At 38.9% G+C, this 24,849-nt stretch carries 25 protein-coding genes and 2 tRNA genes; 20 read left to right on the forward strand and 7 right to left on the reverse strand.

What is annotated here, in order from left to right:
- Nucleotides 1-136: 136 nt before the first annotated feature.
- The 3 genes from N3I35_05860 to N3I35_05870 form a co-directional block, all read right to left on the reverse strand.
- On the reverse strand, nt 137-1,369 hold the full coding sequence (locus N3I35_05860; protein ID MCX8129612.1) for a winged helix DNA-binding domain-containing protein: 1,233 nt from the start codon (nt 1,367-1,369) through the stop codon (nt 137-139).
- Nucleotides 1,370-1,442: 73 nt separating this feature from the next.
- Nucleotides 1,443-1,793, reverse strand: a complete 351-nt coding sequence (locus N3I35_05865; protein MCX8129613.1) for a C-GCAxxG-C-C family protein — start codon at nt 1,791-1,793, stop codon at nt 1,443-1,445.
- Between the two features lie 51 nt (nt 1,794-1,844).
- Nucleotides 1,845-2,624 carry a formate/nitrite transporter family protein gene (locus tag N3I35_05870; protein ID MCX8129614.1) on the reverse strand — a complete coding sequence of 260 codons (780 nt, stop codon included), beginning with the start codon at nt 2,622-2,624 and terminating at the stop codon, nt 1,845-1,847.
- A gap of 222 nt (nt 2,625-2,846) precedes the next feature.
- Between N3I35_05870 and N3I35_05875 the strand changes: the two genes are divergently transcribed.
- Nucleotides 2,847-3,560, forward strand: a complete 714-nt coding sequence (locus N3I35_05875) for a hypothetical protein (protein ID MCX8129615.1) — start codon at nt 2,847-2,849, stop codon at nt 3,558-3,560.
- A gap of 122 nt (nt 3,561-3,682) precedes the next feature.
- On the forward strand, nt 3,683-5,413 hold the full coding sequence (locus N3I35_05880) for a methyl-accepting chemotaxis protein (GenBank protein ID MCX8129616.1): 1,731 nt from the start codon (nt 3,683-3,685) through the stop codon (nt 5,411-5,413).
- Here N3I35_05880 and N3I35_05885 read toward each other — a convergent pair.
- Entirely contained in the window at nt 5,410-6,234 is an 825-nt protein-coding gene (locus N3I35_05885; protein ID MCX8129617.1) for a lipid II flippase Amj family protein, read from the reverse strand. The two genes, N3I35_05880 and N3I35_05885, sit on opposite strands and share 4 nt — an antisense overlap.
- 292 nt (nt 6,235-6,526) lie before the next feature.
- Between N3I35_05885 and N3I35_05890 the strand changes: the two genes are divergently transcribed.
- Nucleotides 6,527-7,015 carry a permease gene (locus N3I35_05890; protein ID MCX8129618.1) on the forward strand — a complete coding sequence of 163 codons (489 nt, stop codon included), beginning with the start codon at nt 6,527-6,529 and terminating at the stop codon, nt 7,013-7,015.
- 137 nt (nt 7,016-7,152) lie between these two features.
- On the opposite strand, the gene N3I35_05895 is transcribed toward N3I35_05890, so the two are convergent.
- Nucleotides 7,153-7,770 (reverse strand): YhcN/YlaJ family sporulation lipoprotein, encoded by a 618-nt coding sequence (locus N3I35_05895; GenBank protein MCX8129619.1) that lies wholly within the window; start codon nt 7,768-7,770, stop codon nt 7,153-7,155.
- A 225-nt stretch (nt 7,771-7,995) separates the two neighbouring features.
- Here N3I35_05895 and N3I35_05900 point away from each other — a divergent pair, with 225 nt between their 5' ends.
- The 11 genes from N3I35_05900 to N3I35_05950 all read left to right on the forward strand — a co-directional run bounded on the left by N3I35_05900 (nt 7,996) and on the right by N3I35_05950 (nt 14,692).
- Nucleotides 7,996-8,739 carry a ferritin-like domain-containing protein gene (locus tag N3I35_05900; protein MCX8129620.1) on the forward strand — a complete coding sequence of 248 codons (744 nt, stop codon included), beginning with the start codon at nt 7,996-7,998 and terminating at the stop codon, nt 8,737-8,739.
- A 137-nt stretch (nt 8,740-8,876) separates the two neighbouring features.
- Entirely contained in the window at nt 8,877-9,209 is a 333-nt protein-coding gene (locus N3I35_05905) for a hypothetical protein (protein MCX8129621.1), read from the forward strand.
- An 11-nt stretch (nt 9,210-9,220) separates the two neighbouring features.
- Nucleotides 9,221-9,589 (forward strand): hypothetical protein, encoded by a 369-nt coding sequence (locus N3I35_05910; GenBank protein ID MCX8129622.1) that lies wholly within the window; start codon nt 9,221-9,223, stop codon nt 9,587-9,589.
- Between the two features lie 113 nt (nt 9,590-9,702).
- Nucleotides 9,703-9,778: transfer RNA gene (locus tag N3I35_05915), tRNA-Val, on the forward strand.
- A 279-nt stretch (nt 9,779-10,057) separates the two neighbouring features.
- Nucleotides 10,058-10,133: transfer RNA gene (locus tag N3I35_05920), tRNA-Thr, on the forward strand.
- Nucleotides 10,134-10,308: 175 nt separating this feature from the next.
- The gene (locus N3I35_05925; protein MCX8129623.1) at nt 10,309-10,923 is read left to right on the forward strand and encodes a GNAT family N-acetyltransferase; all 615 of its coding nucleotides are present in this window, start codon (nt 10,309-10,311) and stop codon (nt 10,921-10,923) included.
- Nucleotides 10,924-10,956: 33 nt separating this feature from the next.
- Nucleotides 10,957-11,238 (forward strand): lysine exporter LysO family protein, encoded by a 282-nt coding sequence (locus N3I35_05930; protein MCX8129624.1) that lies wholly within the window; start codon nt 10,957-10,959, stop codon nt 11,236-11,238.
- The gene (locus tag N3I35_05935; protein MCX8129625.1) at nt 11,235-11,840 is read left to right on the forward strand and encodes a lysine exporter LysO family protein; all 606 of its coding nucleotides are present in this window, start codon (nt 11,235-11,237) and stop codon (nt 11,838-11,840) included. Before N3I35_05930 ends, N3I35_05935 begins: the two co-directional genes overlap by 4 nt.
- 194 nt (nt 11,841-12,034) lie before the next feature.
- Nucleotides 12,035-12,802 carry an ABC transporter ATP-binding protein gene (locus N3I35_05940; protein ID MCX8129626.1) on the forward strand — a complete coding sequence of 256 codons (768 nt, stop codon included), beginning with the start codon at nt 12,035-12,037 and terminating at the stop codon, nt 12,800-12,802.
- Nucleotides 12,795-13,619 (forward strand): ABC transporter permease, encoded by an 825-nt coding sequence (locus tag N3I35_05945; GenBank protein ID MCX8129627.1) that lies wholly within the window; start codon nt 12,795-12,797, stop codon nt 13,617-13,619. Before N3I35_05940 ends, N3I35_05945 begins: the two co-directional genes overlap by 8 nt.
- Nucleotides 13,620-13,696: 77 nt before the next feature.
- On the forward strand, nt 13,697-14,692 hold the full coding sequence (locus N3I35_05950) for an ABC transporter substrate-binding protein (GenBank protein MCX8129628.1): 996 nt from the start codon (nt 13,697-13,699) through the stop codon (nt 14,690-14,692).
- A gap of 58 nt (nt 14,693-14,750) precedes the next feature.
- Here the strand turns inward: N3I35_05950 and N3I35_05955 are convergent, their stop codons facing one another.
- Entirely contained in the window at nt 14,751-15,566 is an 816-nt protein-coding gene (locus N3I35_05955) for a CPBP family intramembrane metalloprotease (protein ID MCX8129629.1), read from the reverse strand.
- A 254-nt stretch (nt 15,567-15,820) separates the two neighbouring features.
- On the opposite strand from N3I35_05955, the gene N3I35_05960 reads away from it, so the two are divergent.
- From N3I35_05960 to prmC, 6 genes are all read left to right on the forward strand, one after another.
- The gene (locus tag N3I35_05960; GenBank protein ID MCX8129630.1) at nt 15,821-17,971 is read left to right on the forward strand and encodes an S-layer homology domain-containing protein; all 2,151 of its coding nucleotides are present in this window, start codon (nt 15,821-15,823) and stop codon (nt 17,969-17,971) included.
- Between the two features lie 291 nt (nt 17,972-18,262).
- Nucleotides 18,263-18,925, forward strand: coding sequence for a hypothetical protein (locus N3I35_05965; GenBank protein ID MCX8129631.1), 663 nt, complete (start codon nt 18,263-18,265; stop codon nt 18,923-18,925).
- A gap of 414 nt (nt 18,926-19,339) precedes the next feature.
- On the forward strand, nt 19,340-21,226 hold the full coding sequence (gene rho, locus N3I35_05970; GenBank protein MCX8129632.1) for a transcription termination factor Rho: 1,887 nt from the start codon (nt 19,340-19,342) through the stop codon (nt 21,224-21,226).
- A gap of 147 nt (nt 21,227-21,373) precedes the next feature.
- The gene (gene rpmE / locus N3I35_05975; protein ID MCX8129633.1) at nt 21,374-21,583 is read left to right on the forward strand and encodes a 50S ribosomal protein L31; all 210 of its coding nucleotides are present in this window, start codon (nt 21,374-21,376) and stop codon (nt 21,581-21,583) included.
- A gap of 104 nt (nt 21,584-21,687) precedes the next feature.
- Nucleotides 21,688-22,605: a DUF1385 domain-containing protein gene (locus N3I35_05980; protein ID MCX8129634.1), complete on the forward strand. Its 918-nt coding sequence runs from the start codon at nt 21,688-21,690 to the stop codon at nt 22,603-22,605.
- Between the two features lie 13 nt (nt 22,606-22,618).
- Nucleotides 22,619-23,476 carry a peptide chain release factor N(5)-glutamine methyltransferase gene (gene prmC / locus N3I35_05985; protein MCX8129635.1) on the forward strand — a complete coding sequence of 286 codons (858 nt, stop codon included), beginning with the start codon at nt 22,619-22,621 and terminating at the stop codon, nt 23,474-23,476.
- Nucleotides 23,477-23,495: 19 nt separating this feature from the next.
- Here prmC and ytvI read toward each other — a convergent pair whose 3' ends face one another.
- Nucleotides 23,496-24,563: a sporulation integral membrane protein YtvI gene (ytvI, locus tag N3I35_05990; protein MCX8129636.1), complete on the reverse strand. Its 1,068-nt coding sequence runs from the start codon at nt 24,561-24,563 to the stop codon at nt 23,496-23,498.
- Nucleotides 24,564-24,849: the final 286 nt, after the last annotated feature.

Here is a 24,849-nt window from a genome sequence, read left to right on the forward strand (position 1 = left end):
ATACAAATAATGTAATATATGGATATAGTTATAAAAACCCAAGAAAAGAATATCATAAGAAGAACTGCGTGTAAAGGGTAGTCAAAATCAAGGCACCCCGGCTTGCTAGCATGTTTGTAAATAAAATGCACATGAATCAGAGAAGGTTTGCAGTTATCAACCATTCCATGGTTTCCTTATTTGATGGTAAGGACTCAACCAATATACTGTCAGTACCAAGGTAGTTGGAAAACTGTTTGAAACAGCGTTGAACAGATGAGTACATTTTTTTTGACTTCTTAACCCCTGTTTCCCACCACCAGTTTTTTATTATCAGTGCACCGGTCTTCTTATCCCTTCCTGGTTCAAAGCGGGCAATAAAACGGTCACCATACAGGACAGGAAGAACGTAATAGCCATACCGTCGTTCTGCAACAGGCTTGTACACTTCCCACCTGTAGTCGAAATCAAACAGTTCTTTTATTAACTGTCTTTCCCATATGAAATTGTCCAAAGGCGCGATTATTGAAGTCTCCGGTATCTGTTCAGGACCTTTTGCAGCTTTATCAAGACATGGACTGTCTTCGGCTCTCATAAATAAAGGTTGCTTAAACCCTTCCACTGATACTTCAATAATTTTTCCCTTATCCAGCAGCCTTTGGAAAGCGCTGCTTCTTTCACTGCCTTTCATTCCTGAAATGCCCAGCCATGCATCACCTGGCTTGTTCCATAGCAGCCCTATGCTTCCGATGCGTCTTAGGACATACCATTCATGGTATTGTTCTTCCAGCAGGTTTGGATCAGTAGCATTCAACAGGGTTTCGGGAATATGACGGCTGGCCAGGTCATAGGTTTTACGGGTACGGGATTTATGATGTATGATTAGCTCGCCCCAGAAATACATGCTTTCCAGTACGGCCCTGGATAAACGTGTAGGCGCCCATGCCCAGTCGACAGCTTCATTGAAGTCAAGGTCGGCAGAGGATAGAGGGCCACGTTTTTCAAATTCTCTGCGGACTTCCGGCAAAATAGATACGACAGGCCTGCTGCTGTTTCCGTACAGCTGCCTTGCTTCCTGCCTGATACGGCTAAAATAAGGCCAATCTTCCGTACTGTAGATGGACATGTTCTTATCCCATCCGTCCAGGAGTTTGCGATCCTTGTAAAGCAATTCCTGTAAAAGAGAAGGTTTAAAATTTGAAACCCGGGATTGAAGAACCAATTCTTGATTATAGCCTACTATATTAAGAGGATCATATTGAATACAACCTACATGACGCACGTATTCCATAATCCCGGCTTTGCCCTTGAACCTGCGGGGTGGTAACAAGCCTTGGTGTGCAAGAATAAAATATCGGGCCTGACTCCTGGTCATGTTTATTTTTTTCATTGGTATCGGCATCTCCTATACAATTATTACCAACAGCATACCGAGCTTGTGTTCTGATGTCAATCCTGTTTACTTATCCCAGCTTTCCCAGGAATTCCGCGCTTTTCTCAACACAACCTACACATGAGAGTTTTCTGAGGCCTTTTATATCCCGACATTTTAAAGAGCCTGCATGCTCTATAAAAAATTTTTCCAATTCAATATAATCGTCCGATTTATTATTTTCCAGAATATACTTGGCGGCAAAAAATGCTCCACATAATCCATCTGGGGCATTACCTCCGCCATAGGCTCTGAATAATTCGATTAATTCATCCTTAAGGTTGAAATTTTCCTTAAATGCACATATTACAGCCTGAGCACAATTCATCCTATTGGAACCGTTTTGCCCAAGATAATAATTCTTTGCTCTGCTTATCGACATATTTACCCTCCAAGCTCAACTCGTAGACTGGACTCGAGTTGAAAATAAAATTTAGCCGGCTTTTCTATAAGCGTATACATACCAATATACACCGCCTATAATTAAGCCGCCCACTATGTTTCCCAATGAGACGACAGTAATATTATATGCAAAGCCTGTCCACGAAACAAGAGCAGAGTTTCCGTTTACAAATATGTTCATGCCGAGCAGCGACATGTTCGCTACACTGTGTTCAAAGCCTGCACCTACAAAACCGAAAAGACACCAGAATATAAGAAACAGCCTTGCTGTGTCTTCCTTTGCGATAGTTGACATCCAGATTGCCAGGCATACGAGCATATTGCACAATACTCCCCTGAAAAACAGCTCTGTAAAAGTTGCATTGATTTTTAGGGATGAAACATTAATAATTAAGTCTCTTAACGGGGATTTGGAAATAAGTCCTGATCCCAGCATTGCTGAAGCAAACAGCAGGGAACCGGCCAGATTGCCTAAAAAACTTATACTCCATACCTTAAGGCTGTCAGTCCATGATACGGTTTTTGACAGATTTCCAATAAACATTACCATATTATTCCCTGTAAAAAGTTCAGACCCTGCGAATATTACAAGGGTCAGGGCAATTGCAAAGGATGCGCCCATTAGTGCTTTTAGCCCTGGCGAACCTGCTGCCTTCAGAGGAGCACCGATAGAAAAAACCAGGGCTGTTCCGAAGCCTATATAAATGCCTGACATGACAGACAGAATAATATACTTTGCCATATTACTTTCGAGTAATTCAATTTTTTCTTTTGATGCCTGTATATACTTCAATATTGCTTCTTTGGCCAATCATATCATATCCCTTCAGCAGCAATCCGGCAATACTATGTTTTCATATTCAACATTTATAATATGCATTTCAAATTTTATTTATTTATTAATATTAGGGGTCTTTAGCAGGGCTGGACAGAATTCATAAGTGTGTATTGTCTATAGAAGCTCTTTATGTTTTAATAGTTATTATAAGTTTTAAGTTTACGTAAACTTATATATAAATCACTGGGGGTTGCTATGGTTATAGAAAATGAAGATTCATTTATCTATGAGCATAATGGAATAAATATTGAAAATGAAGGTTCACTGCACTCTGCTGTCAAGGAATGGTATAGCACATACGGTGACAGGCTTGAAGCCAGGGTCGAAAACAGCATAATAGATATAGTAAGAGGGGACCTTCTTATAGAAGTTCAGACAGCTAATTTTGCAGCTATCAGGAAAAAGCTTGCTAAACTGCTTAAAAATCATAAAATCCGTCTAGTATATCCTATAGCAAAGGAAAAAATAATAACCAGAGTAAGTGCTTCGGGAGAAGAAGTGCTAAGTTCCAGGAAATCTTCCAAAAAGGGTAAGGTGACAGATATTTTCAATGAGCTGGTAAGAATCCCTGCGTTAATAAATGAGGAGAACCTTACAATTGAAGTTCTGTTGATTAAAGAGGAAGAGATCAGATGTGAGGATGGAAAAGGAAGCTGGAGAAGAAGGGGACAAAGTATAATAGATAAAAAACTTGTAGAGGTTTTTGAAAAGGTGGAATTCAGCAGTAAAGATGATTTTCTTAAGCTTCTTCCTACCGATCTATGCCATCCTTTCACTACAAAAGATCTGGCCGGGGCTTGTGGATATAGGGTGACAGAGGCGCGAAAAATTGCCTATTGTCTGAAAAAGATGGGGGTAATCAACGAGGTTGGTAAAAAGGGCAATTCAATTCTATACCAAATAAACTAGACATATACAATTATTCTGCCAGCCAAATTGTTGTAAGCATTTCTGATTCAGCAGTAAAGCATTGAAGTTGTCCACAAGCAGGTTTTGTTATCATCAAAACAAAACAAATATGGGGGTTACGCATGAAAACAGTGTTTTTAAAATCCGGGAGAGTAAGAATAGGCTTGCGTATCAAAATTTTTACCGTGAACTTTATTTGTATTATTATTGTTTCAGGAATAATGGGCTTTTTAGTATATAATAAAGCTTTAGGGGATTTGCAGAAGGAATTGGGAATGAGGCTGATCTCCATAGCTACGACTGTTGCAGTATCAGTGGATGGAGATAAGCACAAGGAACTGAAGGAAGAGAAAGACGAAAAAACTGATACATATAAAGAAATAGGGAGTTTCCTGGCTAAAGTACGGGAGAACAACAAGCTCGCATATATCTATACGCTGGCTTTAAAAGGCGAAAAGACTCAATTTGTTGTTGATCCTACAGAAGGGGAGGACCATTCTACTCTGGGTATGGAGTATATTCTGAATGATGCCATGAAACAGGCTTTCGCCGGGAAAGCTTCAGTAAGTGAAATATATAGTGACCAGTGGGGAAGCTTTATGACCGGATATGCTCCTGTTTTGGATAGTGATGGGGCTGTGGCAGGTATTATCGGAGTGGATGCATCCGTAGAATCAATTCAAAATGCAGAGAAGGGCATAAAATATAGAATGCTTGAGGCACTAATCATAGGGCTTGTGATAGGGTTTGTACTCAGTGCTGTTTTTGCAAATTTACTTAGTAAACCGATTGCCAGGTTAACCGGAATTATTAATCAGATATCTAAAGGCGAAGGAGACCTGACAACTAAACTGGAGATTCACACTTCTGATGAGATAGGGGAGTTATCAGATGCGATCAACAGTATGATCAGCAATCTCAGGAGAATTATCAGCCAGGTGGTGACAACGGCTAATCAGGTTGTTTGTGTAGCTGAGGAAATGGGCAGGGCGACAGAACAAGCAGCAGGGGGAATAGGAGAAGTTGCGTCACAGGTTCAAAAAATTGCATCTACATCAAATAATCAGGCATTATTATCGGAAGATACTCTAAACACCGTCAGGCAAACACTTTCAGTTATGGATGGAATATTGTCAAAAGCAGATACAGCAAATCATTTTGCACAGAATACCTTGATGGAAGCGGGAAATGGGGAAAACGCCGTAAAAAATACAGTGGAAATGATAAGTGGCATTAAAGAGACAGTGGACATAGCCTCTGAGCAGGTTTCAAAACTAAATGCCTTTTCTGAACAGATAGGACAAATTGTAAATGTAATAGATGCTATAGCAAAACAAACAAACCTGCTTGCTTTAAACGCTGCAATAGAAGCTGCCAGAGCAGGAGAACAAGGTAAGGGCTTTGCTGTTGTCGCCGAGGAAGTAAGAAAGCTGGCAGAACAATCGGCGGTATCTACCAGAGAAATATCAGCTATAATATCAAAGATACAGCAAAGTATAAACGATACGATTATGGTAATGGAAACGAGCACCTCCAAGGTTTGTGAAGGCATCAGAGTCGTGGATGATACAGGCAATTCGCTGAGACAGATTATCAGAGCTGTATCTGAAACTGCAAAGATAATCGATGATATTTTCATCAATATAGAAAGACAGAATTCACATAATAAAAAGATCATTAGCCAGGTAGAGGATATTGCAGTCCTTGCAAAGCAGGCTGCTGCTAATACGGGACATGTTTCCGGAGTTACTCAAGAGCAGAATGCAATAATGGAAGAGATTTCTGCTTCTGTAGGATCGCAGGCGGGTATAGCTAAAGAATTGGGCAGCGTAGTAAAGAAATTTAAAATCTAAGTATTATAAATAATTGATATAAGCTTAGCTCCGGGGACGATCAGAAGCTGTCCCAGCAGAGTGCCTAGCAGCTTTGATGCTATTAGCATTATGACAAGAGCCTTGATATCCCCATATTTTCTTTTACCTCTATAGACTTCATCGGTGATGATTGCAGCTTTGGGATCAACAATCAAGGTAAGCAATATGCTTGCCAGACCGTTTATAATACCCGATGAGCCTACGGCTGTCAGCCTGTGTTCAGGAGATACAAATATAGCTGAATAATTTGCTGCCAGCACCCCTATGGTGTAAACTCCCGTTATCAAAATGCTGAAAAACATCAGTCTTTTTGGAATATCTCTATATCTTAAGCCTCTCAGCATTTGCTTTGAGGGCCTGCTGACATTTTTGGCTATCCGCTTGATGTTATCTACGCTGAGAGACTGAAGTACAATAGTGGGCATAGAGCCTGTGGAACCCAGCTTTAAAACTGCTTTGGAAAAAATGTTGATAAAAGTGGGTATAAGTATTATCCCGAAAATGGTACCAATTGTTGCGGCGAATATTACGTTTCTTATATCGCTGATAGGATCAGTTCCATTTAAGATGCTTTTATCAATCATACTTCCGATAAGTGGTCCCTGGAGCATGTTTGCTGTTCTCGACACCAAGACAATAATGTTGAAAAGTGAAAAGGATAGGGCAAACTGTCCGCTTTTTACTGCGTTCAGTCTAACCGAATAAGCAAGGGTATCTATCATGTGGATTATAATTGTAAGCACTATAAGCATGCCCAGAGATATGTAAGAAACTGAAAATAAATTATTAATGTATTTCATGATGTGATTGGCTCCTTAAGGTTTTCTTTGACCGATTACAGCTAAATAAATCCTAGCCCGGTAAAATCAGTATTTATACATGAATAATTAGTGGACCTATGCAATTGATTCCAAATATATTATATCAATATATGTAATAAATGTGGTATCATTTAGAGTATATTTCCAAACGGGCAATCTATATTAATACATTTTGAAATTTTTATATTTTCTTTTTTCATCTCCATAAAATCTTCACATCTCTTTTGTAAAATAATCACATAATACGGAGGGAATAGTGGAGGTGGAACATATGGAAAATATGATGACTCATTACATGGAATTATTGGCAACAAACCAACCATGGAATCTGATAATATTTATGGCAATACCGGTAATTCTTGCGGAAACAATAGCAGTAACCGAGCTTGGTATTCTTTTCAGCAGAAACCTGAATGGTGGATTAAGAGCTGTCAACAGGATAGCGAGTATAATTGTAGGACTCTATTTTACAGGTATTTTTGTTTATCTTTTTACAACTGCTGTAATTCCTCTTACCTCGACGGGTGGATGGAGAGGTCCGGCAGATGTTATAGCTGTGGGTTTTTACCTTTTGGGAATAGTTCCGCTGCTTGGGATGGCATTGCTTGATATGGGCATAATCGGTAGAAAAAGGAACGAAGTGAGTAAACTAAAGCTCCATGCCACATTTGTGGGAATATTTCTCGTAGTTGCACATATAGCCATGATATTCGGAATGCTCGATCCCGGATTGCTTATGATGGATATGGCAGGAATGTAGTTCTGTTCCTTATATTTATACAATCCGGTTTTAAAATAAGGTTTATCTGGCACTGCGCATAAATTGGGAGAACAATCTCAATAAAAATGGATCACACGTTAAGTGTGATCCATTTTTATTGAATTTTATGGCTTTCCTTATCTTCCTGCCGGAGCTGTAATAGTTTGAACTATCTTGTTGAATCTGTTGGCAAGGTCATTGGCAGGTCTGCTATTTGCAATATCACCTGCAAGTTTGTTTATGGTTGTATTCATATTTGACTTATCTGTAGCTACTACATTAACAATAGAGCTGTCTATCTGTTTTACTTTGCTGTTAAGTGTATTTCTTATTTTATTTGTATCCTTTGTGTTGTTGGAAGGAGTATAGCCTATCAGAGCTGTATTCCCTCGCACTACTACATTAGCATTTTTTATCTCTTTCATATTTTTCAACTGATTTTTAATTTTGTTTGCCCTCTGAGTATCAAAAGTTGCCTGATCAGTGTTCTGCTGTCCTTGCTGGTTTAGTCTGATACCCCCGGGGCTGGTGTTTGTGTTGGGAAGTATACCTTGCATACCGGTGTTATTCCTGTCTGGAACCACAGCATTATCCTGTCCCGGTATCAGGGTACCATTATCCTGCCCTATTTGTGGTGCTCCATTCTGGTTAGGAGGTTGGTTTGTCCTTCCTGCTGTATTACATCCGGTTGCCAAAGCTATAATCATAATAAAAGCGGATGATAAGGCAATTAGGGATCTAAACTTGAACTTCATGTTTATTACCTCCAAAGTATTTTTTACTTTCAGCAATATTCTTAGCAGTTTGTTCTTAATTTATAAGAGTAATATTTTTAACTTTTTAAAAGAAAAAAATAAAAAGTAAAATTTATCAAAGGAATACCAGCAAATAGTTTTTTAAAATATGGAAATAATAAATTCCGGTTAAGTTAAGTTCCCAATTTTATGTGAGAAATAATAGCACAAAAAGGAGAGATGATTATGGAAGAAATGCAGCCGGTGGGCAGAACACCGCAGGATGTAAGGACCGCCATGAATAATGCAGGAAACTTCAAAGGAACCTTTAACCTGGATAAATCAGGTTTTAACCCTGCTATGCCTGGTCACAGCACCAATCATGACATGATATTACGCCAGCAGCCCAGAACAGTAAAGCAGGAAGGTGCGGGAATAGGATTACCTTATGAAGTAAGAAAAGAAATGGCATTGATGCTTGACGATCACCAATGTGCACTCACAGTTGCACTCCATCAGTATAATAAACATCACTGGATGAGCGAAGGGGCTGAGGGCTTTATAAGTTTGCATGAACTCCTTAATGAGCACATAGAGCAAACAAAAAAACATATTGATGAAGTTGGTGAGCGTGTAACAAGGCTCGGTGGCGTTCCGACTGCACATCCTGTAGCTCAGCACGAGTTGTCATATATTAAGCATGAGGTGGAGGGACGGTACAGCATACGGGACTTCCTAAGGAATGATCTTGAGCACGAGCTGAAGCTTCAGGATATGCTCCGTAAAACTATAGCAAGGGCACATGAACTCGGAGACTTCGGTACTGTTCAAACTCTTGAAGAAGTATTGAAAGACCGTGAAGATTTAGGGTATCATCTCTTCAGTGTTTTGGAAGATGATACTTTGATGAGAGGTATGGGTCGGTTAATGAATGAGAGCGATAATATTGCCGGAGATGGCAGGATGAACTCAAACAATAAGCTGCAGTGAAATATCAAGCCTGGAGATGCTCCCAGGCTTGATATTTTACTGGGTTAATATTCAATACTTTAAGATTTTTTTTTGGACATACTAAAATCAGTAGACACAAAACTATTGATTAACTTTTCTCATGAGGAGGAATTGAAATGCGTTTGATAGCAAGATTGCCTGACCAGAGGCAGGCAAGCGGATTGATTGACTCACTTAAAAATATAGGCTTTGACAGGGGGGATATGGTAGTAAGCGACCTGGCCGACAGGGAGAAGTTTAATAGTGTCGAAGACGCTACTGATGCCGGGGTATCACTTATCAGCACCGAACGGCAGGGCCTGGGGGAACTGGAACCGTATGCGGATGGAATAAAGGGATTAAAGGGAGATGAAGGGATAATTGTAGCACTGAAGACCCCAAAGCATGAAGCGAGTAAGGTAAGGGAGATTATGGAGCAATCCGGGGCTGTAGAAATAGTGCAGGACTAAAAGGAGAAGACATGAAGGTAGAAGGGTATTTTGCAGGTATAAAGACGGCTAATGAAGCTGTATCAAAACTTAAAGGTGAAGGAATACAAAAAGCTGCTGTTGATATAAATGACCATTATAGGGATGACAGAAATGTAGAAACAAATGTACCGGGAACAGAAACGTCTGTTAGCCTGTCGGGACTGGTGCTTGAATCAGACGGGCATGGAATAGGGAAGGGGAAGTCCCCGTTAAACGCGGCGAGCCCTATGGTGAGTGGAATGGCGGGGTTTGAGGAAATTGCTGACGTGAATTGCAAAGTCATAGTTTATGTTGATGAAGAAAACTTGGAAAAAGTAAAGCAAATTATCCGCGAAACAGGTGGAGAGCTTGTGTATTAGCTAAAGCTGGGAAATGTGCGCTGGTAGGAAATAGAACTTTATTTTTAAAATTCCAGTTGACTTGTGTACAGAGTTGATGCTATAATAAATCCTGCAATTGAGATAATTCATAGGGGCGCTTAGCTCAGCTGGGGGAGCACCTGCCTTACAAGCAGGGGGTCATAGGTTCGAGCCCTATAGTGCCCACCAAAGAAAAGGGAATCGAAGTTAATATGCTTCGGTTCCCTTTTCTTGATGTATGGGGAATAATGGTTATAGCGTAAATAAAAAAGAAAACAGGACATTTTGTGCTATTTCTACTTTATATAGGAATGTAAATACTGATATAATTTTCCTTAACAAAAGGTATTTACAACATGTTTTTTTTGTGGTAACATAATTCATGCGTCAGGGATAATCGGCGATTGAAAATTAGTGCAGGGCGAGATCTTGAAGAATCAGCTTGAAGAATTGGCTAAAATTAACTATGCTGGTGTAGCTCAGCAGGTAGAGCAATTGACTTGTAATCAATAGGTCGGGGGTTCGATTCCGTCCACCAGCTCCAGAAGGCTTCGAATAATTTCGAAGTCTTTTTTGTTTTAGAGGTGGAATCGAACGGAGAGGGTGATGAAGTCAACCGGGGATACCTTTTATTAGCTCCAGGATTTGACAAAAGGTATTTATTGATATATAATAAAGATACCGTCGGTCGGTATCTTTATTATAATGGAGTTGATTTTATGGACTTAACATTTTCCAGGTTTAATCTGCAATCCGGTAATACAAGGAAGGCAGCGTGTCTCATTTACAACACAGATATTAAGCTTTTTAGACTAATGTTCGGTATGCCTCCAAAGGCAATAAACATAATTGAAAAAATGATTTGTTTGCAGGGTAATTCATTCAGTAGTAAAAACCTATATGCAGTAACTGATGGAAACGATATGAAAGCGATAGTGGTCAGCTATGATAGTTCTACGGAGAAGGATAAAAAACGTACGGAGAGTAAAGATATTTTTTTGGCAGCAGGTTTTTTCCGTTCTTTAAGACTGTTTTTTGTTACTCCCATTATAGATAGGATAATTACAAGAGATTTGCATAATAATGATTTCTATATAAGTAATATATGTGTTGATGAAAAATGCCGGGGTCAGGGTATTGGTACTTTTCTTCTTAATAAGACAATAGAGATGGCCCGGCAAAAAGGTTACTCAAGGGTGCTTCTTGACGTGAATGCAGAAAATATACAGGCAAAGAGGCTATATGAAAGAATGGAATTTCGCCCTTACGGCTTAAGAAAGAGCAGATATCCCGGCGGAGAGGCAGCTGTTTATTCAATGGGGCTTGAGTTATAGGGCAGAATTGATCAAATTGGAGATGAACATGAAATGTGGATTATCCTCTTAATGTTGGTTGCAGGAATCGCAGTAGGTTTTTTTGTAAGGTTAATTTCAAAGCACATAAGGGTAATCCAACGCTTGCAGCAGGTTGGTGTGATAGCGCTCCTGTTCTGCATGGGAGTGGGAATAGGCGGAAACAGGGTATTGATAAAAAACATCCGGACTCTCGGTTTGAGGGCGGTTACGTTTGCATTGCTGACGGCAGCATTCAGCATAATAACGGTTTATGTGATTACGAGGATATTCTGTAAGGAGAAGTGTGAAAAGTGACGCTGGTTATAATGATATCTTTACTGGCAGGTGGACTTGCAGGTTACTTTTTTATTCCTCAAGAAACTGCCGGAAGTATTGAAAATGCATCCATGTATGCACTGTATGCATTGATTTTTTTGATTGGTATAGAGATAGGGATAAATAAAAATGCATTCAGGAATATAAGGATCGTGGGTAAGAGAATCGTATTGGTGACAGTTTCTATTATTATAGGCACATGGGTAGGCGGAGTTATTGCCGGATTTATATATGGTATGCCAAAGAGTATAAGTTTGGCTATTGCTTCCGGGTTTGGATGGTATAGTCTTTCCGGCGTTTTGCTCAAAGAAATGGGTGGAGCTGAAATCGGCACTATTGCTTTTATTACAAATGTATCCCGGGAAATTATAGCTTTTCTGACAATTCCCTGGCTGGCAAAAAAACTTAGTTACAACAGTGCCATTGCTCCTGCAGGAGCTACATCCATGGATACGACACTGCCTGTTATTACCAGATATACTGATGATGAGACTGCATTGGTATCCTTCGGCAATGGACTGATACTGTCAATGCTGGTTCCTATACTGGTTCCTGTTATGTATGGGCTGCCAATAAAATAAAGTGACATCCCGGTTGCTGCTTTTTTTAAATCCGGATTATTGTAAAGGGACTTACATACTATGTATGTCTCTTTTATTATGCATTTTTCGGGAGCACCCTTTGGAAGACAGCTTAATATACTATTGTATAACCACTATAGTATCGCAGCATGATTAAGTTGCAGGTAATTCCCTTGTTACTGGGGGTGATATTATTGGGGAACATAGTGGAAGTACATAATCTGGGTATGAAATATCAATCAATAAATGGAGAGATTGATGCTCTTCAGGGAATCAGTTTCCAGGTTAAGAAAGGAGAATTCATAAGCATAGTCGGTCCAAGCGGATGCGGTAAATCTACACTTCTTTCCATAATATCCGGGCTTATTTTTCCGTCCACAGGTCATGTAAGTATAAATGGCAAAAAAATATCAGGTACTTCCTTTGAGGTTGGCTATATGCTTCAAAAAGACCAGCTTTTTGACTGGCGCACCATATTTGAGAATGTTTGTCTCGGATTGGAAATCAGAGGTTTATTAAATAATGAAAGCAGGGAATATGTACTGATGCTTTTGGATACATACGGGCTTTATGAGTTCAGAGATAAATATCCCAATCAGCTCTCAGGAGGGATGAGGCAGAGGGCTGCACTTATAAGGACTCTGGCAGTAAAGCCTCAGATACTTTTGCTCGATGAAGCCTTTTCCGCACTCGATTACCAAACCAGGCTGGCGGTCACGGATGATATATATTCAATTATCAAAAAGGAGAATAAGACGGCGATACTTGTTACCCATGATATAGCGGAAAGTATAAGCATGGCTGATAGAATTGTAGTGTTGACCAAAAGGCCGGCTACAGTTAAGAATGTACATGAAATTATATTGGGCTGCAATCCCAGAACTCCTTTGTATTCCAGAGAAGCCCCTGAATTCAGGCGATATTTCAACGAAATATGGAAGGAGCTAGATGTACATGTCTAAAAAAACAGACTTATCAAGCGGTTCACCTGAACATAAAGAATTTCTTAGAAAGGTCAAGCTCAGAAAGTTTTCCATCCTGATAACACAAAGTTTGATACTGGTGCTTTTTTTTGCATTATGGGAGGCAGCTGCCGTACTTAAAATCATAGATTCCTTTATAACCAGCCAACCGTCAAGAATAGTGAATACAATACTGAATTTGTATAATGAAGGTGTTCTGTTCAAACATATAGGCGTTACCTGCCTCGAAACAATGGTCGGGTTTGCACTGGGAACGGTATTTGGCACTTTGATTGCTGTAGTACTATGGTGGTCTGAATTCCTGGCCAGGGTTATGGAACCCTATCTTGTTGTTTTAAACAGCCTGCCTAAAATTGCATTAGGCCCCATATTTATTATCTGGATTGGTGCCGGACCTTCAGCAATAATAGCTATTGCACTGACCATCTCGCTGGTTGTTACAATACTTGAGGTTCTAAACGGTTTTTTAGCTGTCGATAATGATAAGATAAAGCTTGTAAAAACTTTTGGAGCAAATAGATTTAATATACTTACCAAGGTAGTTCTACCTTCTACATTCCCTGTCATTATAAATGCACTAAAGATAAATGTCGGCCTTTCTTGGGTTGGTGTAATAGTAGGAGAATTCCTTGTATCGAAAGCCGGATTGGGATACCTTATTGTGTACGGCGGACAGGTGTTTCAACTGGACCTTGTTATGACAAGTGTCCTCATACTGGCACTTGCTGCAACATTAATGTACCAAGGTGTAGTTTATCTTGAAAAACTGATTATAAAAAACAATGAGCATCATTAATTCCCTTTATTTTGGAGGAATGCAATATTCGCCAGAGTATTACAGTAAGGCAGATTAACGGAAAAGGAGTGATATATATGAAAAGAAGTGCTTTGCTTGCCGCTTTTATACTGGGGGTTATCTTTACTGTTACAGGATGTGGTGAAAGGGAACTTGTAAAAGTAAAGCTAAGCGAAGTAACACATTCGGTTTTTTATGCACCGCAGTATGTGGCTATAAACGAAGGCTTCTTCAAGGAGGAAGGGCTTGATATTGAGTTGGCTAACGGGCAGGGTGCCGACAAAGTAATGACCGCCGTACTGTCCGGACAGTCGGATATTGGTCTTGCAGGGCCGGAAGCATCCATATATGTGTATAATGAGGGTAAGGAAGACTATTCGGTAGTCTTTGCACAGTTGACAAAACGCGATGGTTCCTTTATGGTAGGAAGAAATCCAGAGCAGGGCTTCAAATGGAGTAACCTTAAGGGTAAAACTATAATTGGAGGGAGAAAAGGCGGAGTTCCTGAAATGACTCTTGAGTACGTTCTTAAAAAGAACGGGCTTACCCCCGGTAAGGATGTGGCTGTAGACACAAGCGTCCAGTTTGCCTTAATGGCAGGAGCATTTGTTGGCGGAAAAGGTGATTATGTAACGTTGTTTGAACCAACGGCTTCACTCCTGGAGAAGGAGGGGAAGGGGTACATACTTGCATCTGTGGGTAAAGATAGTGGAGAAATACCCTACACTGCATACTTTGCCAAAAAAAGTTACATAGAAGAGAACAGGGACATAATTCAGAAGTTCACCAATGCAATATACAAAGGACAGCTTTGGGTTGAAAAACACACTCCAGAGGAGATAGCGAGGCTTATAAAACCTTCATTCCCGGATGCGGATGAAACACTGCTTGTTACTGTAGCGAAGCGGTATAAGGATCAGGATGCCTGGTGCAAGGATCCTTTGTTGAAAAGAGGAGCATTGGATCTTTTACAGGAGGTTATTCAGACAGCAGGGGAGCTGAAAAAGAATGCGCCTTATGATAAAGTGGTGAATACTTCATTTGCTGAAAAGGCGATTAAGAATATAAATTAATCTGCTGTGCTAAATCAACTGCACAAGAGGCTAAATTTAAGATATTTGAGAGCCGGCCTTAAGCCAGCTCTCTTCTTCTGCTTTTTACAGTCAGCAAAATTAAAGCCACTATAGAAATTGCAAATGCAATAATCAATGATACCGGACTATTAAGGAACTCCGGGCTTTCCCCGGGAATTTTACTCAGGACTACACTTGTACTGTTGAAAAATATATGTACAAGTATGGAGCCCCATATAGAGCCTGTTTGAAGGAAAACCAAGCCCAGTATAAGCCCAAGCGGGAAGGCGTATATTGCCTGGGTCAGATTCAGATGGTATACTCCGAACAAAAGTGCCTGTATGAATAAGGCAGCAGCAATATTCATGTTTCTTTTCAACTCGTTTTGAATCAATCCCCTAAAAATGATTTCTTCAATAATTGGGCCGACTATTCCTATTCCAAGCAAAAGAACAAATACATTATTATTCTTAAAAAGCATATTGAACGCTTCTTCTGTCATCTTGGAAAGCTGGTCGATTTTTAGCACTTCGACAATAAAGCTTACTGGAAATACCATGGCAACTCCGAGAACACATACCAATCCAATGTTTTTCACGCTTATTTTATGAAATTTGCAAAATCTGAATATATTTTCCTTGCGGAGCCAGAACGTGAACCAATATATTAGGAATGACACCACAGCAGATATAGCTAGTATGAATATAGTCCCTTGGAGCAGGGGGGCAGTAATCTCTGAAGGTGTTATCATAGGATCCTGCATCAGTTTTATTATGGAGAAAAACAAGCCTGCTACTCCAGAAAGATAAATCTGAAGAATAAGGTATACCGATAAATAAAGAAAAATAAAACCTGTCATTTTTAAGTATCTCATTATATGCCACCTTTCAATGGTTTATCTGATAAATGTCGTTAAAGCCGATTTACTTAGTATAAATATTATTATACCAAATTAAGGGTTGATAGCAATGTAATACAATTGTAATATAAAAAGCTGTATTTATGCCCATTTTCAAGGAACTTTTAGACATTGGTCCAGTCTAATTTTATATAAGAATATATTGGACACTTAGGAAGAAATTATTCCAGAGGCCAATAACAAAATTATTAGAGAAGAGGTGTCGGAGTTTGAAAAGGAAAATAGCTTTCTTTTTAACAGTTGTTATGCTTTGTACAGCAATGCTGCCAGTGCAGGTGTTTGCAGCCAAGGATAAAGTATTGGAAGGCATAGTTGCCAAGGTGAAGAAAACGTTTAGTATTCCCGGTAACTATACTTTTTCGCCTGAAGCTTACTCGGAAAATGGAAAAAAGGTCTGGAACCTGAGATGGAGCAGTAAGGATGGGGATGAGGCAAGCATTTATGTAAGAGTGGATGAAAAGGGTACAATCCTTAGTTATGACAACTGGAAGCCTTATGACTATTCGACAAAGAAGAAGCTTCCCAAATTCAGCAGACAGGAAGCAAAGGCTAAAGCAGAGGGGTTTATTAAGAAAATTAATGCTGATGCTTTTTCTCAAGTCAGAGTTTCCGAAATCAATAACCAGCCGATGATGGAATCCAACTACTACTTTAATTTTGACAGGATGGTAAATGGTATTCCGTTTTACAATAACAACATAGGAGTATCGGTGAACAGTGAAACAGGTGAAGTTCAGAGTTATTATTACAATTGGAATGATGGTTTGGTATTCCCTGATAAGGCTAAAGCTATAAATTTAGATGCAGCAAAGAAAGCCTATATTGAGAAGCTTGGATTGAGGCTGGTATACAGATATAACTACGAGAATGAAAAACTAAGCTTATTTGCTGTCTATACGCCTAAGTACGGAAGTTCTTATGCCATAGATGCCCTCTCCGGTGATAAGGTACAATTTGACCCGTATTACGGAGACGGGTACGGTGGAGGAGGTATAGTATCTACAATTGTCAAAGATGAGATGGTACAAGGTGCTAACCTGACACCTGAAGAAATAGCAGCTATAGATGAACTATCCGATCTTATCAGCCAGGAAGCTGCAGAAAAAATAGCACGTGAATTCGATAAGCTTAAGCTTACAAGCGAATTTAAGCTTTCAGGTGCGAACCTTTCAAGAAATTGGCCTCTAAGGGATGAGTATACCTGGTCTCTGAATTTCCATAAAGAAGCTACTAAGCCGGACGGCAGTGGCTACGTATATATAAATGCCGGTATCAATGCAAAAACAGGAGAAATAACGAGTTTTAGCCGTAGTGTAAATAATGGTGAGAACGCTAAGGCCAAGTTTACAGAAGAGCAGGCAAAACAAGCGGTAGAAGAATTTCTTAAGAGCTTTAAGGCGGATAAATTGAAGGATGTTGAATTTGATGATAGTAACTCATTCTATTATCCATTAAGAAGCGGCAGTGAAGAACAGACATACTTTAATTTTAACTATACCAGAAAAGTTAATGGGGCATATTTCCCGGACAATAAGCTTACAATCGGCTTCGATGCCGTATCCGGCGAAGTGACCAGCTTCAATATGAACTGGTTTGATACTGAATTCCCGACTATAGATAAAAAACTTGATATAAGCAAGGTATATGAAAAACTGTTCAGTGTTATAGGGCTGGAACTGCAGTATAAGGCAAAATATCCATATGACTTCTACTATAAAGGTGTAATGCCTGAGAGCAGCAAGCTTGATGTGAAGCTTGTATACGCATTAAAGCCAGGCAAACCGGAATATTTTGATGTTAATACGGGGGTACTCCTGGATTACAATGGAAAGCCCTACAAGGAAAACAAGCCAGTAGTATACACCGATATAAAAGGTCACTCGGCAGAAAAGCAGATTACAGTATTAAGCGAGTATGGTGTTTCTCTGGAAGGACCGAAATTCAGGCCTAATGAAAATATTACCCAGTTGGATTTCCTGAACCTCCTTTCAAAAACAATGAACTATTATTATGGGCCTGTTGTTTCATCAAGCAGCAGTAAGGATGATATTGACAATCTTTACAAGTTCCTGATCAGGGAGGGTGTAGTTAAAGAGGCTGAAAAGAAAGCATCCGCTGCCGTGACCAGGGAAGAGGCAGTTAAGTTTATCATCAGAGCTATGAAATATGACAAGGTTGCAGATATTAAGGGTATTTACAAATGCAGCTTCAAGGATGCAAACAAGATTAACCCCGACCTCTTAGGATATGTTTCTATTGCACAGGGTCTTAAGATAGTAACTGGAAGCACTTTTAACCCTAAATCAAAACTTACAAGAGCACAAACAGCAGTGATGATTTATAATTACCTCCAGGGATAGAATAATTGTAGATCAGCACAAAAGGATAAAGCAAGTATAGGATAGCTGTATAACAAGCAGCTATCCTTTTTATTTATTACTAAAAGCGCTTTATGCAGGATTTTTTATTTTGTTGGCGAATAATTTATATACTGCATGTTTACTTACTAATCTGCAACCAGGAGTAACTCCTTGTTTTATTCCTTTATCATATGAAAAATTTCCCCACAGCAGATATAAATAAGTGTTATGTAAAAAAAACGGGCCATTTTGGGATCGGGTCTGTAAAATCAACTATTCTGGGGTGGAAAAATGCTAATAGATACAAGTGTGACTGTTGCTTATAAATGCTCTTCGTGTGGAGGCTACATATTTTTTGATGTTTCCTATTTTGATTTATTATCAAAAAAGAAATACCACGCAGCTTGCTGCTGCAACAATTCACGCATATTTATTTTCAAGGAAAATTTCAGGGATTACAAATTGCAGATTGACTGTATAGGATGCGGAAATAATCATACATATTCTATTAAGAGGAAAGATATTATAGGTAAGGATATCAGCGTGTTTTCATGTCCGGTTACAGGAATCCAGCAATGCTTTATCGGAAATGGTGATTTGGTAAGAAACAAGGTTGACAGCCTTGAAAAAGAAATGGATGCTTTGATAGATAAGCTGGGCTATGACAATTATTTTAAAAATACAAGGGTGATGTATGATTCCTTAAACAGGATTCATGATATTGCAGAGCAGGGAAGCCTGGTATGCGAATGCGGGAATGGTGATATAGAACTCAGTCTCTTGTCAGACAGAATATATATGAGATGCCGGAAGTGTTATGCAACTGCGGAGGTAAGAGCGGCTTCCAATGAAGATCTTAAAGAGTTGTTTGCCGTCAGGCATATATTTTTGACAGGTAATGAAAACTATAAAGGTTCAGACAGTAAAAGCTTTTTGCAGAAGACTGATGGGTAATAAATATTTTCTAAGAAAATTTTACTGAATAAACCATTTCGTTTTTGTCAATAATATCTACTGGGTGAGAGTGCTGTTATTGCAGGTTGACAAAGGTTGTCTTTAATGCTATAATTCTTCCAGTAGTATTCTCAAGTCCTTTCCAGATGTAACAGAACGTAGTTTTATAGAAAACGATACTTAGCTGCAATTTTTATTGATCAGACTTTACGTTGTATTTTCTTTACAAATTTCAAGCTATAAATTGCATTCTGTAAAAATGATTTGGACGTATGAGTTCAAGTTTAAACATTTCAGATTCTGAATGGATAAGAATCAATATGTCTTATCTATAAGGGCTTAATTGAAACGTCTGTTGAATGAATTCCCTATAAATTGGAAATAATATATTAGGTATAAATAAGGTGGTGGAGTATGGAGGACATCAATCTCGAGCGTAAGACGATGGAAGACTTACGTTATATAGCAAAAATGATGAATATCAAAGGCTTATCCAAGCTGAAGAGAGAAGAGTTGATAAGTAAGATATTGGAGGTCGGTAAGGATTCAAACGTATCAGAAAAAGATCAGGCTCAGGACAAAATAGAAAAAAAGCCTGGAAGAAGAAAAGTTAAAGCATCAGAGGAGCTAAAGGACGACAATACAGTAACAAATGAAGAACATCAGGTGGCTGACCCAAAAGTGGAGCCGCATCACATAGATGACACGCCAAAAAGTTCTGAAAAATTGCAATCGACTGAAACTTCAGATATTAAGAATGACGAAGGCAATAATGAAACCGTAGTTTTAAGAAAATCCAAGAGAGGAAGACCCTCAAAGATAGTAAAAGCAGGACAAGAACAAAATGCAGAGAATACAGCAGAGCAGCCCGATGATAAGGCTCCGGAGGTAGAAGAAAAGCCCCTGCTGAATAGTGAAGTGTCTGAATTGGAAAAAACGGAAAAGCCGGATAAAACTAAAATACAGACAGAGACGCAAGTAGAGACGCAAGTAGAGACGCAAGCAAAGAGCAAAATTAATGAAGATAAGGCAGAGGCCAGAGTGGAAGAAACAGTAAAGCCTAAGCTTGAAGGACCAAAAGATGACGCTGACAGGCAGGACAACAGAATGCCTCAAAAGCGATTTGATCAAAGGAAAGATAATGGAAATATACAAGCAAATAATAATTTTGAAAAAATTGAAAGTGATGACCCTGTAGAAGGGGTATTAGAGGTACTTCCTGATGGGTATGGCTTCTTGAGAAGTGATAACTATCTTTCAGGACCCAAAGACGTATATGTATCTCCTTCACAGATAAGAAGATTCGGACTTAAAACCGGAGACAAAATCAAAGGTAAAGGTAGAATACCCAAGGAGGGTGAAAAATTTCAGGCATTATTGTATGTCCAAAACGTAAATGGAGATTTGCCTGATGTTGCAGCCAAAAGGATACCTTTTGAGAATCTTACCCCGATATATCCTGATCAGAGAATAAATCTTGAGACATCTCCAAGGGAATTGTCTACAAGGATCATAGATTTAATAGCTCCAATAGGTAAAGGTCAGCGTGGTATGATCGTTTCACCTCCGAAAGCAGGTAAAACGATACTTCTGAAGAAAATAGCAAACAGTATCACTGCGAATCACCCTGATATTGAATTAATAGTATTGCTTATAGATGAAAGGCCGGAAGAAGTAACTGATATGCAGCGTTCCATAAGAGGAGAAGTAATATATTCTACTTTTGATGAAGTACCCGAACACCATATCAAAGTTGCCGAAATGGTTCTTGAAAGGGCGCAGAGACTTGTTGAGCAGAAAAAGGATGTTGTAATCCTGCTGGATAGCATCACAAGGCTGGCCAGAGCTTATAATCTTACAATACCTCCTACCGGAAGAACTTTGTCAGGTGGTCTTGACCCCGGTGCGCTTCATAAACCAAAAAGATTTTTTGGTGCAGCGAGGAATATTGAGTTTGGCGGAAGTCTTACAATAATGGCTACTGCTTTGATAGAAACCGGAAGCAGAATGGACGATGTCATATTTGAAGAATTCAAGGGAACAGGAAATATGGAACTTCATCTGGATAGAAAACTTTCTGAAAAGCGTATTTTCCCTGCTATAGACATTAACAAGTCCAGTACGAGGAGAGAAGAGCTTCTCTTAAATCAGAAGGAATTGGACAGTATTTGGGCTATTAGAAAAGCAATGAGCAATATGGGTACTGCTGAAGTGACAGAGATGATAATTAACAAGCTCGTTCAGACAAGAACCAATGATGATTTTATAAACAGCATAAATATTGCTTTCCTTGAAAAATAGTTCTTGCGTACTGGAAGCTTTTGTGCTAGAATATTTTTTGCTTCTAATTTTCGTAATTAAATTTTAAAATAAACAATTGTAGCAAAAACGGCAAGAAGCTAACTAGCTTATAATCGTTTTTGCAGTATCGAAAGAAGGTGAAATAGAATGCAAGAAGGAATCCATCCTAACTATAGTGAATCAGTTGTAAAGTGTGCTTGCGGTGAGACCTTTACTACAGGATCAACAAAGAAGAGTCTTCATGTTGAAATATGCTCAAAATGCCATCCTTTCTTTACTGGTAAGCAGAAGCTTATTGATACTGGGGGACGTGTTGAGAAATTCAAGAAGAAATTCGGTATTGTTGATAAAGAATAATCATTGGCAATATTTTATTACATTTGAAAAGTTAACACAAAAATGATAAACTAAAGACTGAGCGATTAACGCTTCAGTCTTTAATTTTATCAGAGGAGAAGTCAATGAAAAAAACTAGTATAGGGGGTCAGGCCTTAATTGAAGGACTTCTGATGATCGGGCCGGAAAATGCAGCAATTGCTGTGAGGAAGCCTGATGGTGAGATAGTTATTGATAGGAGGCCTTTACCTAAAAAAGATATTTTTACAAAACTTCCTGTCATGCGTGGGATAGTGGGCTTTTTCAGACAGATAGTTCTTGGCATGAAAGCACTGATGTACTCGGCAGAGTTTGTAGACATCGAAGAGGATACGGAAGCAAAGCCTTCAAAAGTAGATGCTTTTCTTGAGTGGGTTTTTAGAGATAAGTTTAAAGATGTTGCAATTTACCTGGCGGTTGTTATTTCGATTGCATTTAGCATAGGCCTGTTTATATTACTTCCAAACTTTCTGGCCACGATTGTTATAGGTGTAAAAAACTCTATAGCCTATAACTTGTTTGAAGGTATATTGAGAATATGTCTGTTTTTCGGGTATATTGTCCTTGCTTCCTTGATGAAGGATATAAAGCGAGTTTGGGAATACCACGGAGCAGAGCATAAGACTATTCACTGCTATGAAAATGAAGAGGAATTAACTGTTGAGAATGTAAGGAAATATACGACAAAACATCCGAGGTGTGGTACATCATTTATGTTCCTGGTAATGGTTGTGAGTATATTAATATTTTCCTTGCTTCCTTTAGGAACGATATGGTTCAACGCATTAATCAGACTTGCCTTGGTACCACTTGTGGCAGGACTCTCATATGAAGTTCTGAAATTTGCGGGCAAAAGTGAATGGAGAATAATGAAAATCATTAATGCTCCCGGCATGCTGTTTCAGATGTTTACTACAAGAGAACCCGATGACAGTCAGATAGAAGTTGCAATAGAGGCATTCAATAACGCTAGGCCGAAAGAAGCCGGTATTGATAACTGGTAAGTAAGGAGTTTATATGATAATAAAAGAAGCACTGCAAGAAGGAATTAAATCACTTAAAGGTGCAGATATAGAAACCCCGGTTGTTGAAGCCGGGGTTATACTTTGTCACGTATTGGATTGTGATAGGAGCTGGTTATATACCCATAATGATTATATGTTACAGTCAAAACAAGCAGAAGAATTTCTGCATAAGCTGAATTTAAGAGCAATAGGTACTCCTGTTCAGTATATTACCGGGAACCAGGAGTTTATGTCCCTGAATTTCCGGGTTACACCGGATGTGCTTATACCGAGGCATGATACAGAAGTGCTTGTAGAAGCGGTTATCGAAAATGTGTCACATATGCCAATGGTGCGTATACTTGATATTGGGACAGGTTCAGGGTGTGTTGCCATTAGTCTGGCTTATTATTTAAAAAACTGTGAGGTAGTTGCAGTTGATGTTTCTCACGGGGCTTTGGAACTGGCTAAACTAAATGCTGAGATAATAGGAGTTGGGCGTAAGATAAATTTTGTCTGTCTTAATGTTTTTGATAAGATGGATTTACTCATATCTGAAGATAATAAATTTGATGTTATAGTATCCAATCCTCCATATATTCCTACATGCGAGATAAGCAGGCTTCAGAGAGAGGTAAAGGACTATGAGCCTGTCAGAGCTTTAGACGGCGGGAGTGACGGTCTGGAATTTTACAGAAGAATAGTGGATATTTCGCGGACATATCTCAAGACTGAAGGATTATTGGCTTTTGAAGTAGGCTATAATCAAGCTGAATCAGTTCGTGGCATAATGAGCAGGGATTTTGAAAAAATAAGCTTCATCAAAGATGTTGCTTCAATAGACAGGGTTGTCACAGGAAAACTTAAATAGAGAGGACAATGTCTGATTTTTAGTCCTTCCATAGTCTTAGCAAACCTGATGTCTGAAGGTTCTTAACTATGATTACACTTACTGGACCTATAAACAGCCCTAAAACCCCAAACACATTGAGCCCTATATACATGGCTATAAGAGTAATCAAAGGATGCAAACCGATCTGATCTCCCACGATTTTCGGTTCAAGCACCTGTCTCACAATGACTCCTGCCAGATATATTACTGTAAGCCCTAGAGCCATCTGCGTGTTACCTGTAATCAGATTCCATGTTATCCAGGGTACCATAACTATACCTGTGCCAAGTACGGGTATAGCGTCGGACAGAGCGACTATAAGGCCCATTAACAGCACATAATCCGCTTTTATTATGAATAAGCCTAGGCTTACTTCAATAAAGGTTATTGACATCAGTATCAATAAAGCTTTGAAGTATGCAAAAACCGCTGTGAATGTGTCACTTTTTATTCCGGAGAAATTTCTTGACCAGTTATCCGGGAATTGTCTGCTGAAGAAGTTGCTTATCTTGTTTCTGTCGCTGCTGATAAAGTATGATGCAAGAAGGGTGACTATTATAAATACAGCTACTTTGGGGATCGATGTTATAGTATTGATTAAATATGTTACAAGTGATTTAATTACCCCTTCAAGCTTAGGAGCTAAACTGGTCAGATTTTCATTAACTGCTTTGCTTACCGACTCGGGAAGGTTTTCATAATAGTTTGCAACACGGTCCATAAGATGGTTCAGTTCACTTGAGGTATTGTCTATATAGCCGGAAAGGTTTTCCTGCAACACTACAAGCTCGTTGTATATCTTTATGATGCCTAATGTTATCAAAAAACCGAGTATGCTTATGGTAAAGAGCAGTGACAGGATTGCCGCGATGTTTCTTGGAAGCCTTGCACGTTTTATTAAAATCCGGATAACAGGTTCATTGATCAGAGCAATCAGGATTGCAATAACAAAAGGAGCAAAAAACGGCAAAAGGTATTTAGTGACTATATAGATAAGCAGGAATACAACTATGATCAGAATCAAGTTAACAGCTGTCCTGTAATATTTTTCGTAATTAATATTCATATGTGTTAAAGCCTTTCCGAAAACAAAAAGTTAACGCACATAATTCTTCAAAAATAACAAATACTTTCCTATTTGCGATGAAGCGTATCCGCAATAAATGAAGCATCTATACTATATTTCCATTTTTATTATAGAATAAAACAGTGCAATACGCAACAAAGTTGCTTTTTGTATACAAAGTCCACCTTTATAAAACAAAGTCCTTGATTTCAGCGACTTTAAGATTGCATATACAAATGAAACATATGCAAAACTACATAACTATAAAATAAAATGAGATTGAGTT

The organism is Clostridia bacterium, assembly GCA_026414765.1.
Classification (GTDB): domain Bacteria; phylum Bacillota; class Clostridia; order Acetivibrionales; family DSM-27016; genus SKW86.